Origin of the sequence: Metabacillus hrfriensis (genome assembly GCF_030127205.1) — a bacterium.
Lineage (GTDB): Bacteria > Bacillota > Bacilli > Bacillales > Bacillaceae > Bacillus_P > Bacillus_P dongyingensis.
In genome coordinates, this window is the sequence record NZ_CP126116.1 from 3,169,127 (window position 1) to 3,192,521 (window position 23,395).

General features: G+C 39.2%; 16 protein-coding genes. 5 read left to right on the forward strand and 11 right to left on the reverse strand.

What is annotated here, in order from left to right:
* Positions 1-75 precede the first annotated feature (75 nt).
* A complete protein-coding gene (locus QLQ22_RS15545) occupies positions 76-828 on the reverse strand; it encodes a class I SAM-dependent methyltransferase (protein WP_223435903.1) in 753 nt (250 codons plus the stop codon).
* An 868-nt stretch (positions 829-1,696) separates the two neighbouring features.
* On the opposite strand from QLQ22_RS15545, the gene QLQ22_RS15550 reads away from it, so the two are divergent.
* Positions 1,697-2,167, forward strand: a complete 471-nt coding sequence (locus QLQ22_RS15550; protein WP_252207111.1) for a YjfA family protein — start codon at positions 1,697-1,699, stop codon at positions 2,165-2,167.
* 79 nt (positions 2,168-2,246) lie between these two features.
* Entirely contained in the window at positions 2,247-2,684 is a 438-nt protein-coding gene (locus QLQ22_RS15555) for a DUF2690 domain-containing protein (RefSeq protein WP_423246263.1), read from the forward strand.
* A 230-nt stretch (positions 2,685-2,914) separates the two neighbouring features.
* On the opposite strand, the gene QLQ22_RS15560 is transcribed toward QLQ22_RS15555, so the two are convergent.
* Positions 2,915-4,288: an amino acid permease gene (locus QLQ22_RS15560; RefSeq protein WP_223435905.1), complete on the reverse strand. Its 1,374-nt coding sequence runs from the start codon at positions 4,286-4,288 to the stop codon at positions 2,915-2,917.
* Between the two features lie 847 nt (positions 4,289-5,135).
* Here QLQ22_RS15560 and QLQ22_RS15565 point away from each other — a divergent pair.
* On the forward strand, positions 5,136-8,864 hold the full coding sequence (locus QLQ22_RS15565) for a S8 family peptidase (RefSeq protein ID WP_284016856.1): 3,729 nt from the start codon (positions 5,136-5,138) through the stop codon (positions 8,862-8,864).
* A 470-nt stretch (positions 8,865-9,334) separates the two neighbouring features.
* Here the strand turns inward: QLQ22_RS15565 and QLQ22_RS15570 are convergent, their stop codons facing one another.
* The 5 genes from QLQ22_RS15570 to QLQ22_RS15590 form a co-directional block, all read right to left on the reverse strand.
* The gene (locus QLQ22_RS15570) at positions 9,335-10,435 is read right to left on the reverse strand and encodes a glycerophosphodiester phosphodiesterase (RefSeq protein WP_284015151.1); all 1,101 of its coding nucleotides are present in this window, start codon (positions 10,433-10,435) and stop codon (positions 9,335-9,337) included.
* Positions 10,436-10,601: 166 nt separating this feature from the next.
* The gene (locus tag QLQ22_RS15575; RefSeq protein ID WP_284015152.1) at positions 10,602-11,867 is read right to left on the reverse strand and encodes an efflux RND transporter periplasmic adaptor subunit; all 1,266 of its coding nucleotides are present in this window, start codon (positions 11,865-11,867) and stop codon (positions 10,602-10,604) included.
* An 8-nt stretch (positions 11,868-11,875) separates the two neighbouring features.
* Positions 11,876-12,544 (reverse strand): hypothetical protein, encoded by a 669-nt coding sequence (locus QLQ22_RS15580; RefSeq protein WP_223435909.1) that lies wholly within the window; start codon positions 12,542-12,544, stop codon positions 11,876-11,878.
* 339 nt (positions 12,545-12,883) lie between these two features.
* Positions 12,884-13,897 carry an STAS domain-containing protein gene (locus tag QLQ22_RS15585; RefSeq protein ID WP_284015153.1) on the reverse strand — a complete coding sequence of 338 codons (1,014 nt, stop codon included), beginning with the start codon at positions 13,895-13,897 and terminating at the stop codon, positions 12,884-12,886.
* Positions 13,898-14,105: 208 nt separating this feature from the next.
* Positions 14,106-14,525, reverse strand: coding sequence for an NUDIX hydrolase (locus QLQ22_RS15590; protein WP_252207113.1), 420 nt, complete (start codon positions 14,523-14,525; stop codon positions 14,106-14,108).
* 211 nt (positions 14,526-14,736) lie between these two features.
* Here QLQ22_RS15590 and ppc point away from each other — a divergent pair, with 211 nt between their 5' ends.
* Together ppc and QLQ22_RS15600 are read left to right on the forward strand one after the other, a co-directional pair.
* The gene (gene ppc / locus QLQ22_RS15595) at positions 14,737-17,502 is read left to right on the forward strand and encodes a phosphoenolpyruvate carboxylase (RefSeq protein ID WP_284015154.1); all 2,766 of its coding nucleotides are present in this window, start codon (positions 14,737-14,739) and stop codon (positions 17,500-17,502) included.
* Positions 17,503-17,863: 361 nt separating this feature from the next.
* Complete coding sequence (locus tag QLQ22_RS15600; protein ID WP_223435917.1) at positions 17,864-18,262, forward strand: SET domain-containing protein; 399 nt, start codon at positions 17,864-17,866, stop codon at positions 18,260-18,262.
* Positions 18,263-19,539: 1,277 nt separating this feature from the next.
* Here the strand turns inward: QLQ22_RS15600 and QLQ22_RS15605 are convergent.
* The 4 genes from QLQ22_RS15605 to QLQ22_RS15620 form a co-directional block, all read right to left on the reverse strand.
* Complete coding sequence (locus QLQ22_RS15605) at positions 19,540-20,448, reverse strand: nuclease-related domain-containing protein (RefSeq protein WP_284016858.1); 909 nt, start codon at positions 20,446-20,448, stop codon at positions 19,540-19,542.
* A gap of 726 nt (positions 20,449-21,174) precedes the next feature.
* Positions 21,175-21,723 (reverse strand): 6-phospho-3-hexuloisomerase, encoded by a 549-nt coding sequence (hxlB, locus tag QLQ22_RS15610; RefSeq protein WP_223435921.1) that lies wholly within the window; start codon positions 21,721-21,723, stop codon positions 21,175-21,177.
* Complete coding sequence (gene hxlA / locus QLQ22_RS15615) at positions 21,710-22,351, reverse strand: 3-hexulose-6-phosphate synthase (RefSeq protein WP_284015155.1); 642 nt, start codon at positions 22,349-22,351, stop codon at positions 21,710-21,712. Before hxlA ends, hxlB begins: the two co-directional genes overlap by 14 nt.
* A gap of 50 nt (positions 22,352-22,401) precedes the next feature.
* Positions 22,402-23,394, reverse strand: coding sequence for a LacI family DNA-binding transcriptional regulator (locus QLQ22_RS15620; protein WP_284015156.1), 993 nt, complete (start codon positions 23,392-23,394; stop codon positions 22,402-22,404).
* Position 23,395: the final 1 nt, after the last annotated feature.

A 23,395-nucleotide genomic window follows, 5' to 3' on the forward strand; every position in this document is an offset into this window, starting at 1 on the left:
TAAAAAAACGCTCCTTACCATATTGTAAAGGAACGCAATTATGAATATCAAAATATGATTTCTTCAATTGAAAAATTATTTAAGTAAAGAAGTCATTTCCTTTTCTGCAGAAATGATTAAAAACATAGGTCTCCGGATTTCATCTTTCATATCAGGTACACTCTTTACCATTTCATCTGAAGGAACAGGTTCTTTGATTACTCTTATACTAAAACCAGCGCCAATTAAGTCATTAATATATGTGGAAATCGTACGATGATATTTTACAACGTTCTCAGTTAAGAATGTTGTTTCTCGCAATCCTTCTGATTGATAGTTGTCAACTGGCCAATGGATACGGATCCCCTGTTCATCTATAAACCAATCCTGTTCTTCTCGAGCAGTGAAGATTGGGTGTTCAACAGAAAAAACAAACGTACCGCCAGGTGCTAGACACTCATAGACTTTTTTGCATATTGTGTCAAATGACTTAATATAGTGAAAGGCTAATGAACTGATAACCACATCGAATTGCGAGTCTGAAAAATGAATCTCTTCTATTGGCATTTTGATATATGAAATGAAAGGATCATCTGTTTTTTCACGAGCCTTTTGAAGCATTTTTTCAGAAATATCGATCCCTGTAACTGACCTTGCCTGCTGCTCACGTGCATATCGGCAATGCCAGCCAAAACCGCATCCCAGATCAAGAACATTTTTATTAGACAACTCTGGTAATAATGCTTTTAATACATGCCATTCTCCAGCAGCTTTAAGCCCATCTATTGACCGGGGCATTTGTTCATATGCTGAAAAGAAATTTGCATCATCATACTTATTTTGTTTCATCAGATATCCATCTCCTGTAAATTGAATTAGCCTCCTAAAATGTTTCACTTCTAATTCAGGAGGCTGCCTATATTCTTCTAACCATTACTATCACCCCATGAGATTATAATCTTTATGCTATTAAAAACATTATTCTTGTTTACCTAAATTGAACTGTAATTTCCCTTATTTTACTAAACCTATTCATACTATCATTAAAGCCCAGCTTTTTACCAACAGTTCCACCTATCTCGTGCAGCAGAAGTGAGTCCTTATCATTTAATATACATGTAAATAAAGGTAAAAGCCCTCAAAATCAAAAAGTTTTCTGGATATCTAATTTAAATGAATTAAGGCGCCCTCTTTTGGATAAGCACCCATAGTAAGGAAAATCAGACTGAGAAAGTTCAAACTTTCGAAAAATCAATGAATCAGGGAAACCTGACAACTTCAGATGCAAGAGCTTTTTGCAGGCCACTTGAATTGTCATCGTGATTTGGACATCCGTATTTTTTAATGAAAGATTCCTGCTTTTATTACACTGATGTGATGTGTTAACAATACTTTTTCCTAATTTATAAGGACTTTTTTCCTCCGTATTAAAAAGAAGTCCATTTGGATCTCTATTTATTACAATCGTTAAATTCAATGAAATGAAAGACAGTTTCCTCAATAAAATCCATATTTTACCATAGAATTGAAACAATTTTACAAATGAAGTCATAATGCTCAACTTATGTAAATTTATGGATGAATTCTAGACTTATTTACATATTTATCCTTTAGTTGAAAATTAAGGATAAAATACCCTTAAAATTACCTTTCACAGGGTGTAATGTGGTGAAGTGTTTTAAAAATGTTTTGAATAATTGGAAAGAGGTGACTTTTTATGAATGTCTTTCGCAGAGTATTTACCTGTATTTCAATGACCCTTGCAGCTTTTTTTGTTCTTTTTGGCTCTCTGGATTTCACAGATAAGGTTTATGCAGAAACTCACGTCTATGATGGAAAAAGTCCTTATTACAATAGTTGTGCGGCTAGTGCAGTTACAAAGAAAAGTGTAAAAATTTATGCAAATGGGGCAACTGCCGATTTAGAGCTGAAATTCAGCACAAAATGTAAAACCGCATGGGCGAAAATTACACTTAGCAGACCTGCCAAAGCTGATGGTGAAGCAACTGCTTTAGTCGTGAGAAACACTGATAACAAACAATATAGCTGTTCCTCTTCCGGAGGAAATGGGGAAATAAATAAGGGGCAAACGTCTTGTTATACACCAATGGTTTACGATTTAGATCCAAGAAAAGCGAAGGCAGTTGGATTCTGGCCGTATACAGCTGGAGAAACAGACTGGTATTAATTTATCAGCAAAACCTTCATCTGCTTTTATTTACGAAAGGATGAAAAGATTGAAGAAAAAGATAGGTTTATCAATCATAATGACTTTGTCGATGGTCTTTGTATCATTTGGATTTGGGGCTGGCCAAACAAGTGCTGAAAATCATTCTTATGATGGAAAAAGCCCCTATTATAACAGTTGCGCAAGTTCTGCTGTGACAAAAGATAAAGTGTGGATTGATTCCGTTTCTTATGTGGAATTAAAATATAGCACCACTTGTAAAACTGCCTGGGCGAAAGTTACGGTTACTAGGCCGGCAGTATACACTCATGAAGCAGACGCAAGAATTATTCGAAGCACAGACGGCAAAGCTTATACGTGTAATAGCTCAGGAGGCAATGGGGTCGTAAATAAAGGTCAAACCTCTTGTTATACGTCAATGGTTTATGACTTAGACCCGCGAAAAGCTCAAGCTCAGGGAATTCACGCCATTCCTAATAGTGATGCCTATAAAAAAGCAGTAACAATTTGGTATTAGGTAAATAAAGCTTATTTACCACAAACATGAAAAACCTCCGTTCACTATCAGAACGGAGGTTTTTGTTTAAAAACAAAAAGAAAATAACATTTCAATAGCAGGCATTTACCCCTAAATCATCCATTTTTCTTTGCTGAATGAAAAAGCGTGCGAAACTGAAACTGCAGCATCGCACGCCTTGGACCAAAAATCAACTTTAAACAAAGCGAATGATCGTTTAGTTACTCAAATCATCTCTCCTGAGTATCTGCTGGGACACGCTTGCTTATTCCCAAAGCGTAATAACTAATTATCACGATGCCAAGGAAAACAATCCCTACTATAAGCGATATACGCGTTTCATCATTAAACCACATACCGATTAATACCATCATCAAGAAGGCAATTGTCAAATAGTTTGTAACAGGAGCAAAAGGCATTTTAAATGGATGTTTGGCCATTTCAGCCCCTTTTTCTCTTCTGAATCGAATTTGACTAATAAGGATGACAAACCATGGAATCATACCCGGCAGCACACTTGCACTGTATACGTACACAAATATCTTTGGCGGAGCAATATAGTTTAAAACAACACCAATGGCTAAACCGATAAGTACTGCAATCGTTCCATATAATGGCACTCCATTACGTGAGATTTTCGTAAATAATTTTGGCGCTTGACCATTCACTCCCAATGTATAGAGCATGCGCCCGGCACTGAATATACCACTATTACAGCCAGACATTGCTGCTGTAATTACAACAAAGTTAATAATACCAGCTGCTGCTGTAATCCCAATTTTCGCAAAAGTTGAGACAAACGGGCTTCCAAGAGTATCAAGCTGATCCCAAGGAAAAACAGTGACAATAACAAAAATAGCACCAATATAGAAGATTAAAATACGCCAAATAATACTTTGAATCGCGTTTGTGATCGTTTTTTGCGGATTTTTCGCTTCTCCAGCTGTAATCCCGATGAGTTCGACCCCTTGATAAGCTGCAATAACCAGTGATAATGCAAAGAAAAATCCTGACCAGCCGCCTGTAAAGAAACCGCCATGTGCCCAAAGGTTAGATAAACCGATTGCATCTCCTCCGTTGCCAAATCCGAAGAAAATAAGACCAATCCCTGCAATAATCATCAAGATTATTGTAACGATTTTAATCATCGCAAACCAAAATTCAAATTCACCGAATGACTTTACGGAAATTAAGTTGGCTGCACCAAGAATGACCATAGCGATGATACCTGGTATCCAAGCAGGCAGATCCGGGAACCAGTACTTCATGTATGCCCCAACCGCTATAATTTCTGATATTCCTACGACAACCCACTGGAACCAGTTACTCCAAGCAGTCATATAACCTGCTAATGGATGTATGTACTTATGGCCGAAAGTCGCAAATGAACCTGTACTTGGCTCTAAATACAGCATTTCTCCCATTGCACGCATAATAAAAAATATAAATATTCCGCAGATTGCATAAGCAAGCAGTACTGACGGACCCGTCCATTGGATAGTGCTAGCTGACCCCATAAATAAACCAACACCAATAGTACCGCCAAGAGCAATCATCTGAATGTGACGAGATTCCAAGCCTCTCTTCAGTTCTTTGTTTGCCATTCCATTTCCTCCCCTAACACTATTAATAACGCAAAACTTAAGCAAGATACGATCAATCTCTCACTATTCGGGACCGAAATGAAGAAGCAGGGCTTTCTTTTTTTCAATCTATTTTAGGAAGATTACCTCAAAATTCATTCTTTACTTCCCTTTAATCTCCATTCCTTATAGTTTGAAAGATTCATTATCTTAATAACGGTTTTTAATCGCCATTTATTTATTTTATAATAATAAATTTACTTAAAAAATACAAATGTTTTTTTCAGGTAAACACTTTACTATTAATAATCAAAATCCATTATTTACAAAACAGTAAATGTAATAATAAATATTTTAATACAATGAAAATTTAAAAAAATCCTTATAAGAATATACTTCTTATTGGACTCAGTTAAGCATTAGTTTTCTTTTTTATGAAATATACCTACGCTTTCATAGAATTTTCAAATAAACAATATCGCAATTTAAACCCCAATTCAATTTACAATAATCGGAATATCAATAGATCTATTTACACTTTTTCCACACTTTTTTTAATATAGATAAGATTTTGATAGAAAAGTATAGGTCTAAAACCCTCTAAAATTACCCCAATTGTTATTCATTTCATCTCACTATAAAATTCTATTAAATTAAGTGCCTCTTAAAAACCATCTGATCTTCAGCCAGAATTACATACTTCCATTCAGAATTGCTGATTAATTGGCCTAGGAGGTGTTTCTGCTCTATTAGCTGGTACTAAATTTCCTTTTTTTATGAACGATCTAGAAATTAATTCCCTGCTCCAGAGACATGACACATTCTAATTATCCGATTTTAGCTATTAGGAGGAAGTATTTTGAAAAAAATGAATATGAAAACGTTTTTAGCTGCCTCTCTTTCCACAGTTTTACTTGCTTCACCCCTTTATGATGTAAAAGCATCCGATAAAACGAATCTTGAAAAGTCATTGGAGAGTTCTGTGATTGTAAACAGTAAAAGCGGTCATGATGTACAAACCATTACCTTAATCACTGGGGATGTCGTTGAAATACGGACGATCGAAGGCGGCAAGAGTGTCATCAATGTAGAACCTGCTGATCGCAATGGAGCTGGCGCACAAGTTCTGAATATAGGTGAAGACACCTATGTAATCCCGAGTTCAGCCATGCCATATCTTGCGGCTGACAAATTAGACAAGGATTTGTTTAATGTTACTAAGTTGATTAAAAATGGATATGATGACAAGAAGTTTGCTTCATTACCGATTATCGTAGAATATGCAGACTCAAAATCCAGATCTATTCACCAAAAGAAACCAGCCCTTAAAGGAACTCAAATCGAACGAGTATTAGAAAGCATCAATGGTGCTGCTCTTTCGACTTCTAAAAAAGAAGCGGATACGTTTTGGGATGAGATTATCCCCCAAAATGCAACAGTACAAAAAGCAAAAACAGATTCTTTACAATTTGAGCATGGAATCGAAAAGATTTGGCTCGATGGCCGTGTAGAAGCAACGTTAGAAAATAGTGTTCCCCAGATAGGTGCACCGACCGCATGGGAATCAGGTTTTACAGGTAAAGGGATTAAGGTGGCGGTACTTGATTCAGGCATCGACCGGAATCACCCTGACGTTGCAGGACAGTTAGACGAGGCAGTAAGTTTTGTACCCGGAGAAACCGTAGATGATGGGAATGGTCACGGGACACATGTCGCTTCGACTGTATTAGGAACCGGAGCAGCTTCAGATGGAAAAAACAAAGGAGTTGCGCCTGAAGCCCGTCTAGTTGTAGGTAAAGTGTTAAGTGATCAAGGAAGCGGCTTAGATTCTTGGATTATTGACGGGATGGAATGGGCTTCTGAACGTGCAAAAGTAGTGAATATGAGTCTGGGAACCTCAGAGCCTTCTGATGGAACGGATCCAATGTCTCAAGCAGTAAACAGACTCAGCAAGAAAAATGGCACACTATTTGTTATTGCTGCAGGTAATAGCGGAGCAGAAGGCAGTATCGGTTCACCTGGTGCAGCTGATTCCGCGCTGACAATCGGAGCGGTTGATAAAACAGACAATCTTGCTTATTTTTCTTCAAAAGGACCTCGATTTGGAGATATGGGTCTAAAACCTGACTTGTCTGCACCAGGTGTCGGTATTATCGCAGCACGTTCCAATTTTGCACCGGGAAGCGGTTTTTATTCGAGTAAGGATGGTACTTCTATGGCAACTCCACATGTGGCTGGTGCAGCTGCAATCCTTTTACAGAAGAATCCTGACTGGAACGGTTCTCAACTAAAAGAAACATTAATGAGCACCTCCAAGAAACTAAATTACTCTGCTTTTCATGCTGGAACCGGCCGACTGGATGTACCAGCAGCATTAAGCGAAGTAAGTGCAACAGGTTCACTGTCGTTCGGATTTTTCAAATGGCCTCATGATCAAGTAGAGCCTGTTCAAAAAACAGTCACCTATACAAACGATGGCGATCAAGCTGTGACATTAAATCTCCAAGCTGATTTTAAAAATACAACTGGTCAAGATGCACCCGCTGGAATGTTAAGTGTATCTGAGAGCCAAATCACTGTTCCCGCAAACAGTAAGAAAGAAGTAACTGTAACCTTGAATGCTGATCTAGGTGAATTAGGCTCTCGCTATCAAGGGCATCTAACTGCAAAAGACCTTTCAGGCAAACAAATTGCACATACAGCAATGGGCATGGTGAAAGAAGAGGAAAAATACTCTCTTACATTTAAAGCCACTGACCGTAAAGGTGACCCTGCCCTTACGTATGTTGGTCTAGTCAACAAAGATATGGATGTCGAATTCGTTGCTGTTAACGGAACAACAGAATTACGTTTACGCCCTGGAACATATTCTGCTATGTCCATGATGGAAGTGGATACAGATACAGACCAGCATGGCATAGCTTTGGTGGGTACTCCTGAAATCAACTTAGACGGTCCTAAAACGGTAGAACTCGATGCGCGAAAAGCGAAAGAAATAACAACCGAAGTGCCGAAGAAAACAGAACCAAGCTACCAGCGTATGGAGTATTACCGATCAATTGAGGACAAATCTATCAATCATATCTATTTAATGCCTGTTTGGATTGATAAAATGTACGCTGTTCCAACAAAAGAAGTAGCGACCGGAGAGTTTGAATATTTGACTAGATGGCGATTAACGAAACCAGTTCTTGAAATTAATTTTAAAGGAAAAGTACTGGATGATATTCCGCTTGCGGGGAGTACGCCTCTTGATGGAAAATATAACTTATCAGCGGTCTATGCAGGAAAAGGAAGTTCTTCTGATTATGAGCGCTTGAAAGCAAAAGGAAAAGCGGTTCTCGTGGATCGCAGCAGTGAGGTTTCAACATCTGAACAAGCCATCGCAGCAAATGCAGCAGGTGCTAAGCTTCTTATTATCGCAAACTATGAAAATAAGGAATTTAGTGAGTATGCAGGAAATTCAGATTATACGGACTTGCCTCTGGCTGTTGCCTCAATAAGTAAAAGAGAAGGTGACAAGCTCATTACTGCTTCTCGCTCAGGTAATCTTAAACTTCAAGTAGAAGGTGAAGTAAATACACCTTACGTTTATGATTTAATGGATGTACATGAGGGCAACATTCCTAAAGATTTAACGTATGCCCCTTCAAACAATGAGCTAGTCAAAATTGATACTCGTTATAAATCAGACCGTGAAGCTCCTGGCGGAGAGTTCCGCTATGATCTGCGCCCGCATACAAGAGGAGCGGTAGGATTTTTATACAAATTAGCGTTGCCTTCTGTTCGAGCTGAATGGGTATCAGCAACGGAAGATACAAGATGGTATCACCAGGCAAATGTCATCGACAGTCCCTGGGAAATTCGTCAGCCTGCGGTTACTTATAAAAAGGGTCAAAGGCTTCAGGAAAACTGGTTCTCACCAGTATCACGTCCGCGGTTGGGTGAAGGATATTGGACTCCGTTCCGACAAGGGAACTCTTTCCAATTTAATATTCCGGCTTGGGCGGACTCAGGAAAAGGACATACTGGCGGAGCCACTTATGATGTTTCCATTAAAAATCAGACTCTCAAGCTATTTCAAGGAGATGCGCTTGTAAAAGAAGGTAAAGGGCAAGCTCTAAATATTTTCAGCGGAGTTTCTGAAGATCGTAAACAATACCGTCTGGTGAGTGATGCTGTTCGTGATGCCGAGCGCTGGTCCACGTCCGTGAGCACACATACAGAATGGACGTTCTGGTCACAAGAACAGGATGAAATGCGCAACAGCCTCCCGTTTTATTCTCTTGATTATAACGTAGAGACAGATATGAATGGGAACGCATTGGCTGCTCCCTCCACCACGCTTGATTTATCAGTGTCTAAACTGGAAGGTGCAGAAGGCTACGGCAACATTTCAGGTGCCGCTTTAGAAGTTTCGTTTAATGAAGGAAAGTCATGGAAATCAGTAAAACTTGAACAGAAAGCAAATGGTCAGTGGACAGCCAAAATCAACAATCCAAAATCTGGTAAATATGTTTCCTTAAGAGCAGCAGCTTGGGATGATCAAGGCAATAAAATTTCTCAGGAAGTCATTAAGGCATACGGTTTAAGATAACATACTGAATAAGTCAGAGTTCTGCAGCATATCCACATTAGATGGGTATGCTTATTTTTATCCAGTATCTACGCTGAAACAGCAAATAAAGAGCAAAATCACTAAAGATCTGCTCTTGCTATTTTATCCCCCAATTAGATATGTTCCAACTGTTATCCTGCTTTCAATAAAGGATCCAAAAAGCATTAGAGAAATTATCATTTTCACTCCAAGGCTTTCTCTTTAAGAAAGCCCTATCGCCCTCTTCCGGAGCCTTTTATGTAACGTAAAATCTTCTTAATTGCGTTCATACGAATACTCCTCACATTCGTTTTTTGACATTTTATATACAAGAAAATCCTTTTATTTCCTCCTAAACCATATCATATAACTCAAGAAAAATGGGTAATATCTGTTATTTTTCTAAATCCAAATAAAAAATGCAATCCCTGTCCCTGGATTGCATTTTTATATTCATGAACAGAGTCCGATTAGTTATTTATAGGCAGGTAATTACTATTTGGCCCTTTATATCTTTTAGGCATCTTAAAACCATGCTGAGACATGACTTCACGGAGACGGTCTGGATAATCAGTTATGATGCCGTCCGCTCCATCCTCTACTAGTTTGTGCATTGTTGGAGAATCATTTACTGTCCATGGAATCACTTTCATTCCGGCTTCGTGAGCATCTGCCACCATTTGTTTTGTTACGTATGGTTCGTAGTTTTCATCGGTGATTTTGCCGTTCTGTGGAAATCCGTGTACTGGCGAGATTGCATCTGCTCCAAATGATTTGGCGGCTGCAACTAAGTCTCCGTCAAAAGTGTCGATATCGATTCCACCCAGCCATGGAGATGCTCCCGGCTGGCCTGGCTGCAAAAATTGCGGACCGTTTGTCAGCGCTATGATAGGGAGACTTGGCTCAACTTCACGCATTCGCATAAGTGACCCCCAGTCAAAGCTTTGAATGGAGACTCTGTCAAGCATTCCTGCCTCACGGACTTCTCGGGCAACAATTTGAACAAATTCTTCACGCGGGGCGGTTTCATGAGGAGCACCCGCTTCTACCTTTGTTTCGATATTCATTCGGACCTTTTTTGCGTTGTAGCGTTTGACCAGATCGAAAACTTCAGTCAGCAGCGGCATCTTAGCTCCTGGACTAGTCTCCTGTCCTGGATACTGCGGCTTTGTTTTTGAACCGCAGTCAAGAGTGCGGATTTGCTCAAGCGTTAGATTTTTTATGTATTTTCCAACATACGGGTACTCGGGATCACCTGAAAATGCCGGAGCTGTATCCTGACAGTTTCCTCCTGAAATCTTGCGGTCATGTGTCACAACAGCTTGATGATCCTCAGTGATCTGCACATCTAGCTCAAGGGTATTTACTCCGAGTTCAAGAGCTTTAGAGAATGATGCAATAGTAGATTCAACTGTCAGCCCTATTCCGCCGCGGTGTGCCTGGAGATCAAATTCAGTTGATCCATAGCCTGTCCTCTCAGCCGCTGAAACGGTCTGTCCATCTCCAGTTGAAACCATAGTACTCACTATCAGTGCTGCAATTGCTGCATTAAAAAACTTTTTTCTTTTCATCTGACATCTCCTTTATACTCTTAAAAGTATTATCCGAATAAAGTATAAAGTGATTTTGTTAATTCTAGTGCATACAAATAATAAGAAAATATAAAGAAAAATAAGAAGAATGACATAGTTATAGTTACCTAGTTACTCCGCCGATACATTGATCAAACCTTTTTTGTTAATGAACAAATCCTCTTAAAATCAAACGAATCCTCTGTTCACTCGAGAATGTCTTTAGTGTTTTCTTCTCAACATAACGATGATTTATCGGCATGAAAATCTCCATCTTATCTTTTATATCTTTCGATGGGTGACTGACGATTCTTTCACCTTTTGCTAATCCTTGCAGCACCTCAGTGCGGTTATTTACCTCTAGCCCAAGATTTATTTCTCTTTTTTCCAGTCTTCCATTTTTAACAACGTAAACATAGGTTTTTCCTGCCTTTTTTTGAATAACGGAATCAGGTATGACAACAACTCCATTTCGCTCATCAAGAACGATATCAAGACTGATGTGATAGCCGTGATGCCAAGTTCCGTCAGCTTCGATCATTTCAGCCCGAAATGGATAAAAGCTTTCTTTTTCTTCGACGGATGGCACTCCGATTGGATCCATTTTCAATTCTTTTACCGTACCCTCTTTTTTCTGATCAGGCAAAACGTTTGCGGATGCGATTACTTTTTGTCCCTCTTTCACTTTGGCCGCTTGTTTTTCTGAAAGCTTTCCTTCAATGAGAAAAGGCTGATTTGAATTAATTGAGACTACAGCTTCATTCTCACTTTGTGGATATGGATTGATTTCAGTAACTGTTCCATCCATTTTGCTGGTAATCGTATATTTCGCTTTCTCCCCATGCAACTGGGTGATTTTCTGATTCACCCCGTCCACCTGCAAATTGAGATCCTCAATTTGATCCTGTTTGTCGCCAATTTGATTGCTTATCACTTCTTCACTGTTTTCATTATCTCTATTATCACTATTATTACTATCAATACTATTATTTTCAGTATCAAAGAGATCAGGTGAGGAGTCAGCCTGTGCCTCACTCAGCTGCTGCTCTAGAGAAGACAAATCAGATTCAGCTGAACTCATCCTGGCATTCAATCTGCTGATCTGCTGTTCCAGTCCCTCAATTTCAGCATCTATATGTCCAGTTTGATATTCAATGAGAATGTCCCCTGCCAAAATCACATCTCCCTCAGACACCTTTACTTCATTAATCGTTCCTAACGATTTATCATATTTTATGGAATAATTCGAAGAAGGAATCACGACTCCTTTAGTAGAAAGCAGTTTCTTTAAGTCCCCATTTTCAATATTGGAATACGAGTTTAATGCTTTAGACCTCTCTATGTGATCTGTGCTCAGAATGATGCTTATATTTATTATGATGAATGCTAGACTGATAGTGATGATAATCCCGATCAACGTTTGCTTTTTCATATATCCCCCTACAGCGAAATCCCCAGGTTTTGTGTTAATAAAACGAATGAAGCAGTAACCAAAATAAAAATGAAATAAGCAAATAGCACGATGCTTATGATTGATTTCATGGTTTTATCCGACATCTTCTGCAAAGCTATCATTTGGATCCAGGCACTCCATACCAGAAAGATTGTGACATGACTTAGTGCATTCACAAGAAATGGCTGGTTTGAAATTAACTGGATAAGGACGCCTAAACCGAATGGAGAGGATTCCGAATTAATTCCTAAATAATAGAAGAGCGGGAAGTTCAGCACTTTTTCTATGAATAACAGAAATGCCGGAAACAATCCGATTGTAAAAAGCCTGACCCACCCTATTTCATAAAAAAACACTCTATATACTAATGTAAAGAATAGAAGAGTGAATATAGGAGAAAGTAATCCCGATAAAAGTCCGCCAATCCCAAATAGAAGCTTAGCGAATTCCAGCTTCTCCTTTTCAATCGTATCCATCAATTTCATAATTTCTTCCGTATGTATGCCTAAATAAGCGCTGCCTGCAGCAAGGAGCAGACTTAATCCAATGAGTGCAGCAATTCTTAACCAGAGACCCTTCACTTTTTCTGATTGATGAAGCTTTTCAAAATGTGTAATTGGATCTAGTAAGCCTTCGAGTATACGAACTTGGTGCATGGTAGTCCTCCTGTCAAAAATAAAAACGGTTACTAGAAATTTATAGCATATTTTCACACTTAATAACAGTTACTTCCGGAATATAACATGAGAAAAATTGAAATGAATCTTAACTGGATATATTAAAAAATGAAACTATATATAAACGTTACTTTTAATGGAGAAGGAATCGGTTGGATATATACCATTGGCTCGACAATAGGATATATAATATTAATCAGCTAAATAAAACCTGCAAATTTAATCAATAATTTCTATATTTAGATTTTAGACTTCTCCCATTTCTAATTATACTAAAAAAATGCGACTCTTCTTCTTTTGAAGGATCGCATTTTTTTATTAAAAGATCTGACGTCCTATTTGCCCTAAAGCATACAGAATTCCGTGCTGCAGAGTTTGAAAACAATCAAATTTAGAGAAATCTATTTCCGATTGAGTGATTTGCATACTTAGTTCAGGAGAAATTCCCACAAGAACTGTTTTCGTGCCTGTAAGATTTGCTGCAGATCCAATTCTTGAAATAAAACTTGTTGTTTGCTCGCTAAGATCGTTATCTAAACCTGTCAAATCAAGGACAAGGTAAATTGCTTGATGTGATGGAAGATTCGATAACGTTTTTTCACAAAGTTCTTCAGATCTTTCCTCATCATATTTTCCAATTAAAGGAACAACCACAATTCCTTCAAGTACGGGAATGATTGGAGAAGAAAGTTGTTTAACAAGTGCTTTCAATTCTCTTGTTTTATCTTCAACTAAAGCTTCTAACTGTATAATTTGTTCGGTTTCCTTTTTTCTGGCTAATTGGTGAATGTTATTTGTTATAGTAATGTCTGATGGAAAGTATTCAATCACACTTTGTGTGTGTCCTTCGAGTTGATGCTGAACGACTTTGTACCATATATTTGCACCAAAAAGTCCAGTAAAAATCCCTGCATAATGTGCAGGAAGAAAATTGCCTCCCTTGGTCTTTCTTTGCGCTATATTAATCTTATGTTCCCAGCTGTCTTTCAGCTCAACTGTCAGTTTTTTTAAGTCTAAATGAATATGATTTATTTCAGCACGGCCCCAGCCAGCTGAAGCATATGTATTTGTAATTAACTCTGTCGCTTCTATAATACTGACATTTTTCAATTTCGCAAAGTACTCTCCAACCACTAGCCCCTGTCTGAATCCTGTAGTCTCAAAAACTAAATTAGATGCTTCCTCACCAGAAATTTCTTCAATAGTATCAAAGAACGTTTTCATTGCACTTGAAATCCAGAAAAGAACGGCATCTTGTTCCTCAAATAAAAATTGACCTTTTTCCAAGTCCCATTTAAAATCAAGACCGCCTATATTAATAGAAGAGTTCATTATTTTCTCCTTTTCGAATAAGTACCATGTATTTATATGTAAACTATATATATAATAGCATACTACTGTTGAACAGGAGCAGAGTGTCGGTTACTTCTTTAAATAGTGAATGATCATAATTTTAGTCCAATATTTCTAAATTTAATAAAAGTAATAATCGCAGAAGACACCTGAGTATAATGAGACCTCTCTAATAGTTCAGCAATAATCATTTTCTTTTGAGTATATAAGGAATTACATTGCTCAATTCCAGCTGTCCACCTGAAAGATGAAGATATTGTGCGGCCATCTCAGCATCCATCCATGTGATTTCTTCAATTTCTTCCGGCAATAAGATTTCTTGTTTTCCACCGATTATTCGGCCAATAAAAGTAAAGAAAATGACATGATGCCCTCTTTCTTCAAAAAATGCTTCGCTTACACTAATGATGCCATTAACGGAAACTTCTAACCCCGTTTCTTCTTTAACTTCTCGAATTGCAGCTTGCTCAAGGGTTTCACCATTCTCAACTGCGCCACCAGGTAATGTATAGTAGGAGGAAGGACGTTTTCCTTTATTTTTCACCATTAATATCTTGTTATTTTTATCATCGTATAAAAATACATAAGCTACATCTACTCTTTTCATTTGATGTCTCCCCCTTTAAACTAGTTTATTTCATAAAACAAATATAGTAAGTATTACAATATTTTAACATAGGAATTCTAATGTTCAGAACAATTTAAAAGCGAATACTATGCATTTTTATACGATTCATGGTAAACTTATCATTATTTTAATTTTCAAAAAACAAATGTTAAAAAGATGGAATCCATTCCAGTAAAAAGAGGTGCATAGAATGACGGTAAAAACAGAAATCATACAAGATCGTGATCATAACGCGGCACTGCGCCGTGATGTAAAGTTCCTTGGTAACATGCTGGGTGATGTGCTCGTTCACCAGGGCGGACAGCCGCTGTTAGATAAGGTCGAAAAAATCCGGGAGATGACAAAATCGCTTCGCAGCCATGCGGATGATTCTATATATTCCGATTTAAAAAGGGAAATAAGAACGCTTGAACCTCCGCTTAGAAAGCAGGTTATCAGAGCCTTTGCAGTCTACTTTCATTTAGTCAATATCGCAGAACAGAACCACCGAATCAGACGAAAACGCGATTATCAATTTCAGGAAGAGTCTGTGAAACAGCCAGGTTCATTGGAAAATGCCGTTGCTTCTTTAAAAGAAAATGGTATTGCTGCTGACGTTATTCAGAATCTGCTCAAGACCCTTTCGCTGGAGCTGATTATCACAGCGCATCCAACAGAGGCGACAAGACGAAGTGTCCTAGAAATTCATAAACGGATAGCCGTGCTGCTTAATAGTCTGGATCAGCCGATTCATACAAAGCGTGAACGTGCAGAGCTTGAGGATCGACTATTTAATGAGGTCGTGATTTTGTGGCAGACGGATGAACTGCGAGACCGTAAGCCTACAGTAATGGATGAAGTCGCAAATGGGCTTTATTATTTTGATGAAACATTATTTGAAGTGCTGCCTCAAATTCATCAGGAATTGGAGGATTGTCTGAAGACTCACTATCAGGATAGTGAGTGGCAGGTACCTAACTTTCTCCGCTTCGGATCGTGGATTGGCGGAGACCGAGACGGAAATCCAAATGTAACGGCGGATATCACATGGAAAACGCTGAATAAACACAGAACCCTTGCTGTCCGGAAATACAAAGAATCGCTGAAGCAATTGAGAAAGCGACTTAGCCAATCGACAAAACGTGTGACTGTCAGTGATGAGCTGCTTACTTCAGTGCACACTGAAGTTTCACTGTTAAGCAAAAAAGAAAGATGGCAAGTTGAGCATGAAGTGTATCGCTGCAAATTAACGATTATGTTAAAAAAATTAGATCCGCAGAGTGATTACGGCTATAGAACTTCTAATCAATTTTTGGATGATCTGAAGCTGATTCAGAAAAGTGTCAAGCTTCATCATCCTAAAGGGTATGACCTGAAAAGTCTGCAGAAGCTGATCCGTCAGGTCGAACTGTTTGGCTTTCATCTTGCAACCCTTGATATCCGCAATCACAGCGGCGAGCATGAGGCTGCAATTAAAGAAATTTTCCATTCCGTAAAGCTTGCTGAGGATTATTCGAGCCTGTCAGAGGAAGAAAAAATGAAGCTTCTCGGAGATGTTCTTCAGGATCCAAGACCTCTTGTTTCCTTTAAAGAGGATTACTCAAAAGAAACTCAGGATGTTTTGGAAGTTTTCCAAATGATCCGCAGCGCACACAAGGAATTTGGCGAGAGATCAATTGAAGTGTACTTAGTGAGCATGACGCAATCAGCGAGTGATTTGCTTGAAGTGCTGGTTCTTGCCAAGGAAGCAGGCCTTTATCGTCTTCACCCTGATGGACGGATTGAAAGCAAGCTGAATGTTGCTCCCCTGCTTGAGACAATTGATGATTTGATTGCAGGTCCTAAAATTATGGAGAAGCTTTTCCAATTGGATTTTTACCGCAAGCATCTGCAGGAGCAAAACAACCTGCAGGAAATCATGCTCGGCTACTCGGATGGAAGTAAGGATGGCGGGACGCTTACAGCCAACTGGAAGCTCTACAAAGCTCAGCAGGAAATTCATGATATGGCAAAGCAGTACAGCATTCGTCTGAAGTTTTTCCATGGACGCGGCGGTTCGCTTGGACGCGGCGGCGGTCCTCTTAACCGCAGTCTTCTTTCTCAGCCGGCTGAGACCCTTGGTGACGGAGTTAAAATTACCGAGCAGGGCGAGGTTCTCTCCTCCCGCTATGGTTTATATGACATAGCTTACCGCAGCCTTGAGCAGGCAGCTTCAACACTCCTTACAGCTGCAGCACACGTTTCAAGCGAAGCGGAACAGTCAGATATCCGCACAAACGACTGGGAAGAAGCCATGGATCAAATCTCTTCTGTGTCTCTGAGTAAATATCAGGAGCTTGTATTTAAAGATCCAGACTTCTTAACTTATTTTAAACAAGCGACTCCGCTGCCTGAACTCGGGGCGCTTAATATCGGTTCCCGCCCGATGAGCCGAAAAGGAAGTGAGCGGTTTGAAGATTTGCGTGCTATTCCGTGGGTGTTCGCATGGACACAGAGCCGTCAGCTCCTCCCTGCTTGGTATGCAGCCGGAACTGGATTACATGGAGGGATAAAGGATGCAGCAAACCTTGACCGCCTTCAGCAAATGTACAAAAGCTGGCCGTTTTTCCGTTCAACGATCGACAATCTGCAAATGGCTTTATTAAAAGCCGATTTGATGGCAGCAAAAGAATATCTCGGCATGGTCGACAATCAGCAGGCAGCTGAACGGATCTTTAACGATATCAAAGCAGAATACAACCGAACTAAAGAAATCCTGCTCCAGATTACAGAGCAGTCAGAGTTAATGGATCACATTCCAAACATCCAGGAATCTGTAAGACTCCGAAATCCTTATGTAGACCCATTAAGCTTTTTCCAGGTTGAAGTGATTTCGAAATTGCGTGAAGCAGGAGATGATCGCCCTCATGAAGAGCTGTTAAGCGAAGTGCTTCTGACAATAAACGGAATCGCTGCAGGACTCCGGAATACAGGCTGATTTAAGAAAAATCACAAGAGCCTTGTTCTGACCGAGGAGCTAGAAATCAATACACTAGATTGGATACTCCCTCATGGCAGGATCACTAAAAAAATCGGACATGTTATGTGTCCGATTTTTTTCTGCGTTTTTTATAAAGAAAATAATGTTGATTACTAATCCGGCCCGCCAGTCAAGCCATTTCAGAAAAGATCATTTAATGTACCATTCATCTGCTAGTCAGCTGAACTTTAAATATTTTCAATTAAAGGATTTCCAAAAAAATGAGAACAATCCGTGAAAACAGTTGCTTTTCTCCCACTGAACTGTCAAGCTTAGATAGGTAAAAAAACTTAACAGGAAAGATCATACAGGTGACGAAATGATTGAAATCAAAACATCTTCCCTCAGCGACGGGGAATTTAATAGAGGCGTGTTCGCTACACGCGACATCGCAAAAGGAGAAATTATCCACGAGGCTCCGGTCATTCCTTATCCAAACGCCGAGCATGAGCATATCGAAAAAACAACACTTGCTGATTACGCATTTGAATATGGCCAGAACCACACAGCCATCCTATTAGGCTACGGCATGCTGTTCAACCATTCCTATACACCAAATGCCACTTATGAAATCAGCTTCGAAAACCATACATTTATCTTCAGCGCATACAAAGACATAAAAGCTGGAGAAGAAATTCTCATCAACTACAACGGCGACGAAGAAGATCAGGAACTGCTTTGGTTTGACCGGGAAGATGAAAAAGACGACAGCAAATAAGGGAAAACTGACTTGGGTTGAGTCAGTTTTTTTTAACTCCTTAAGTTGGATTTAATCTAAAAGAGAGAGCATTTTATTGATGATTGTAGAGTTCATTAATTACATAGGGTGGCACTTGAAGCCGCGAAGCAGATTGAATTTATGGTGCTTATGATTCCTCTTTTTTGGCTCAACCCTGGATTTGGGTACTCATTGCTTGTGTATGATTCCTCTTTTCTGGCTTAACCCTGAATTTGAGTACTCATTGCTTGTGTATGATTCCTCTTTTCTGGCTCTCCACTGGATTTGGGTACTCATTGCTTGTATATGATTCCTCTTTTCTGGCTTAATCCCAAATTTGGGTACTCATTGGGTGTGTTTGATTCCTCTTTTCTGGCTTAATCCCGAATTTGGGTACTCATTGCTTGCGTATGATTCCTCTTTTTTGGCTTAACCCCGAATTTGGGTACTCATTGGGTGGGTATGATTCCTCTTTTCTGGCTTAATTCCGAATTTGAGTACTCATTGGGTGGGTATGATTCCTCTTTTCTGGCTTAATCCCGAATTTGGGTACTCATTTGGTGTGTATGATTCCTCTTTTCTGGCTTAATCCCGAATTTGGGTACTCATTGGGTGTGTATGATTCCTCTTTTCTGGCTTAATCCCGAATTTGGGTACTCATTGAGTGCGTATGATTCCTCTTTTCTAGCTCAACACTGGATTTGGGTACTCATTGGGTGTGTATGATTCCTCTTTTCTGGCTCAATCCCGAATTTGGGTACTCATTGGGTGTGTATGATTCCTCTTTTCTGGCTTAATCCCGAATTTGAGTACTCATTGCTTGCGTATGATTCCTCTTTTTTGGCTCAACTCTGGATTTAGGTACTCATTTCGTGCGTATGATTCCTCTTTTTTGGCTCAACCCTGGATTTGGGTACTCATTGAGAGTGTTTGATTCCCCTTTTTTGGCCCAATCCTGGATTTGGGTACTCATTGCTTGCGTATGATTCCTCTTTTTTGGCTCAACCCTGGATTTGAGTACTCATTGCTTGCGTTTGATTCCCCTTTTTTGGCCCAATCCTGGATTTGGAAACTCATTGCTTGCGTATGATTCCTCTTTTTTGGCTCACTCCTGGATTTTGGGTACTCATTGAGCGCGTTTGATTCCCCTTTTATAAGCTCATTTCTGAATTTAAGTACTCATTGAGTACATATGATTTCCCTTTTCTTCCTCAATTCTAAATGAAAAATCATAGAACCCTGCGAATCTTAAAAAAGATTATCCAAAAGTAAGGTATTCAAAGAATATCTATATAATTAGCAGATTTCCCATGCCCTTCTTTTTTAAAGTTCTTAGAAAGAATTTTCCAAATGAATTTTTTATTTTTTATGATGCTGCACCAATCATGTATTTGGTTTGTAGTAATTTGGGATTTTGGAAACAGCATTCTAAATTCTTCCGCGCTCCGTAAGACAGCGCTTTGGTGCCTCTCTATCCCCTTGCATCTATCGCATATTAGTGCCATTTTGTTTAAGGACCTATAGAATGTATAGCACACTGGGCAGAGAATTCCTTTTTCAAGTTGATCGTAGCAATAGTTAGGTAGGCGGGAGTATGGAGACTCAGTTAGATGAAGAGATAACAATTTCTGACCTAAGGCTGTATGAACTCCTTTTAGTTTGTTCGATGTTATCGTTATTTTTTCAGCAAAACGGTTTAGCTGTGCAGGTAATATGATTGGAAGATTTAGAGGTGTTTGATAGAGTTGAAATTCGGGGTTGATAAAAATAAGATAAGCTTCAACCTGAAATGTAAATTTAAGCTCCTGGAGTAATCGCCGTAATAAGGATTCATTTCTTTTTAATTGATGCATGGGATTTTTAATTTCTAATTTTGATGATGAATACCATTTATCCTCTTCGATGAAAAAATCACCCTCATAATTTTTAACTTCAAAAAGATAAATTATGTTTGATGAAACATATAAAGAATCTATTTGGAATAAGGAATGGTGCGTTTCAAATAATAAATCATTTAAAATTAATCCCTCACCTGCAAATTCCTTCATCCATTCGTCAAACTTCTGCTCCCCTTCATATCCTTTTTTGAGATTGGCATAATGATTTTTATCCTTTGCGGGCAAATCTATGCGGGCATTTAAATACCTCAAGATTCTTAATTCTAATGATTCACAGCGAGGTTTCATGATCAAAGAATATTTCTCCTTTCATCTTTTCTTAATGATAAAGTGTATTAAGAATAACGGCAAATCTTAAAAATTCAATTTTAAGTTGCTCTCTCCATGTTTCTGGCGCGTTCTTTACCCAGAAACAGGCTAATTATTAGACTTGGGCACTCATTTAGACTGTTTGATTCCTCAAATCAGCCTAAACCCTAAACTTCGATACTCAAAGACCCTCTATGCTTCCCCAAATTCTACTAAGCCCCTGACTTGGATACTCATAGACCCCCTATGCTTCCCAAAATTCTACTAAATCCCAAACTTGGATACTCATAGACCCCCTATGCTTCCCCAAATTCTACTAAACCTCTGACTTCGATACTCATAGACCCTCTATGCTTCCCAAAATTCTACTAAGCCCCAAACTTCGATACTCATAGACCCCCTATGCTTCCCAAAATTTCTACTAAATCCCAGACTTGGATACTCATAGACCCCTTTGCCATCAATGTTGATCAGCCGGAACAAATTGACACGGCAATTGAACAAGTCAGAAGCTGCTGCGGAAAAATATCAAGAGTGCCAAGCGACGCCTTTTGGGGAGGAAGAACAGCTTTCTGCGATCCTGAAAATAATTTAAGGGATTGAATGGAATCCTGATTCGACCTTTGATGAGCGTGGTGCCATGCTTAGTTTATAATAAGAAAAGAGCTTGGGTCAGTGTGGACCCAAGCTCTTAATTTTAGCATCCTACTCCATATTGCTATGTTTCTGAAACGCCTGTTCATTGCTGATTTTTTTCATTTCTGCATATTGCAGGCAGATGCTGTCAAAAAGAATATGAACACATTGATCGAATAAGGACCCTAATGGCTGAATCGTCGGCTGTTCGCCTTCTTTTCGATATTTTGTTGCTGCCGGTACATGAAGAATATAGTTGGCAAGTACTGCTAGCTGCGCTTCTTTATCAGCAGTTACAGCAACAATCATACAGCCGATTGATTTTGCTTTTTCCGCCGTCCAGACCACATTTTTTGTTGTGCCGGACCCTGATACAGCTACTAAAATATCATTCTCAGATATACTCGGTGTGATTGTTTCGCCTACAACATAGACTTCTGCTCCCAAATGCATCAGACGCATTGCGAAGGATTTGGCCATCAGTCCTGAACGGCCTTCACCGATGACGAAAATACGCTGATCTTTTAAAAGCTCGCTGACAATCGGTTCAATTTGCTGTGAGCTGCTTCTTTTTATGACTGTTTCTATTTCAGATAGAATGGTTTCAAGCTGATCCATGTGATTCCGCCTTCTTTCTCTCAATTATTTCACTTAATGCTTCAGCTGCTTTTTCAGGCTGCGGGGCTTTTGTGATTGCTGATCCAATAACGACGATATCAGGAAGCGGTCCTGCCATAGTTTGAATAGATTCTCCTGTTATGCCTCCTGCAATTGCCCACTGCAAAGAAGGATCAAAAGTGGCTGAAGCTGTGTTATGAAGTCCTGACTTTTCCTGTACATCTTTACTGACATGATCACAAAAAATAGCCTCTGTATAAGGAAAAAGAGCTGTTCTTTGTTCTTCCGATGTGTTTAATAAATCAATCATTGTTTTTTTCTGATGCTCTGCAGCTGCTTCGAGGCATGTTTCAATTGTCTGAAGTGGGCTTACTCCCATGACAGTCGCCATGTCAGCACCAGCTTCAAAGCATAACTGGAATTCATATATAGCATTATCCATGGTTTTCATATCTGCCAATATAAGTTTATCCGGAAAGGCTTCTTTCAATCTGGAGATACTGACTATTCCGTATTCCTTAATTAGTGAAGTTCCTACTTCAAAGATGTCTATAAATTTTTCAGCCTGTCCGGCTATCTTAATGGCTTCTTCAATCGATAAACGGTCCAATGCCAGTTGAATTTTCATTCCATCTCCTCCTAAACCGGTTTAGTAATGGTTTAAAAAAAGAGAATCGCTTACGAAGATTCTCTAATTATGAGTTCACAAGGGAAAACATGCTCGTGAAGCCCGTTCCATTCTTTGTTAATTTGCTTCAGCAGGATTTCAGCTGCTTTTTGTCCCATTTCATAGCCTGGCTGGGCAATTGTTGTGACTTGTGTTTCAGCTAAATGAGCAAGCGGGATATTGTCAAACACTATTAACGCTGCATCTTTCCCGATTTTCATCTGTTTATCTTTAAAAAATTCCAGAATCTCAATAAAAACTAAATCGTTTCCGGCAAAAAGGGCGGTTGGCGGATCTTTTAATGCAAAGAGCTTTTCCAATTCATGTTTCATCTGCTCCCGATCAGCATGTATCATATACTCATTGATGAGCGGAATACCTTCTTCACTCAGCGCCTGCTTGTAACCCTTAAGCCTGTCAATCCTTGGACTGATTATCAGCGGCTGCGTAGCGATTGCTATTTTAGTATGGCCGCGGGAAAGGAAATGTCTAATGGATTTTTCCGTTGCATCACGGTTTGCTGCCACGACATAATTGGCTTTTAACCCTTCAACTTTACGGTCCATAAAAACAACCGGATAGTCTTCATCTATCAGCTTCTGATACAGGTCCATGTTTTGTCCTGTCGGAAAAATAATCAGTCCATCTACTTGCTTCGCATGAAGAACTTCAATATATTTGCGCTCTTTTTCAGGGTTGTCATCGGCATTGCATAGGATGGCGTGAATATCATGCTTATGACAATAGTCCTCAATCGAACGGCTGACCTCTGTTGAGAGCCTGTGCATGATGTTTCCGACGATAATGCCGATCATTGATGTTCGTTTCTGCTTTAAGCTTCTTGCCAGGTAGTTGGGCTGATAACCAAGGAATTTAATCGCTTCATCAATTTTTTTCTTGGTTTCTTCACCCATATATTCATAGCGTTTATTTATAAATTGAGAGACCGTGCTTTTAGAAACTCCTGCTTCTTTGGCTACATCAGCCATCGTCACTCTTGCCATC

Excerpts from the sequence above, each read along its gene's own strand:
- QLQ22_RS15590 (WP_252207113.1), bottom strand. The coding sequence starts at position 14,525 with ATGAAAAGAGTAGATGTAGCTTATGTATTTTTATACGATGATAAAAAT.
- ppc (WP_284015154.1), top strand. The coding sequence starts at position 14,737 with ATGACGGTAAAAACAGAAATCATACAAGATCGTGATCATAACGCGGCA.
- hxlB (WP_223435921.1), bottom strand. The coding sequence starts at position 21,723 with ATGGATCAGCTTGAAACCATTCTATCTGAAATAGAAACAGTCATAAAA.
- QLQ22_RS15575 (WP_284015152.1), bottom strand. The coding sequence starts at position 11,867 with ATGAAAAAGCAAACGTTGATCGGGATTATCATCACTATCAGTCTAGCA.
- hxlA (WP_284015155.1), bottom strand. The coding sequence starts at position 22,351 with ATGAAAATTCAACTGGCATTGGACCGTTTATCGATTGAAGAAGCCATT.
- QLQ22_RS15555 (WP_423246263.1), top strand. The coding sequence starts at position 2,247 with ATGACTTTGTCGATGGTCTTTGTATCATTTGGATTTGGGGCTGGCCAA.
- QLQ22_RS15560 (WP_223435905.1), bottom strand. The coding sequence starts at position 4,288 with ATGGCAAACAAAGAACTGAAGAGAGGCTTGGAATCTCGTCACATTCAG.
- QLQ22_RS15580 (WP_223435909.1), bottom strand. The coding sequence starts at position 12,544 with ATGCACCAAGTTCGTATACTCGAAGGCTTACTAGATCCAATTACACAT.
- QLQ22_RS15585 (WP_284015153.1), bottom strand. The coding sequence starts at position 13,897 with ATGAACTCTTCTATTAATATAGGCGGTCTTGATTTTAAATGGGACTTG.
- QLQ22_RS15570 (WP_284015151.1), bottom strand. The coding sequence starts at position 10,435 with ATGAAAAGAAAAAAGTTTTTTAATGCAGCAATTGCAGCACTGATAGTG.
- QLQ22_RS15600 (WP_223435917.1), top strand. The coding sequence starts at position 17,864 with ATGATTGAAATCAAAACATCTTCCCTCAGCGACGGGGAATTTAATAGA.
- QLQ22_RS15550 (WP_252207111.1), top strand. The coding sequence starts at position 1,697 with ATGAATGTCTTTCGCAGAGTATTTACCTGTATTTCAATGACCCTTGCA.
- QLQ22_RS15605 (WP_284016858.1), bottom strand. The coding sequence starts at position 20,448 with ATGAAACCTCGCTGTGAATCATTAGAATTAAGAATCTTGAGGTATTTA.
- QLQ22_RS15620 (WP_284015156.1), bottom strand. The coding sequence starts at position 23,394 with ATGGCAAGAGTGACGATGGCTGATGTAGCCAAAGAAGCAGGAGTTTCT.
- QLQ22_RS15565 (WP_284016856.1), top strand. The coding sequence starts at position 5,136 with ATGAATATGAAAACGTTTTTAGCTGCCTCTCTTTCCACAGTTTTACTT.
- QLQ22_RS15545 (WP_223435903.1), bottom strand. The coding sequence starts at position 828 with ATGAAACAAAATAAGTATGATGATGCAAATTTCTTTTCAGCATATGAA.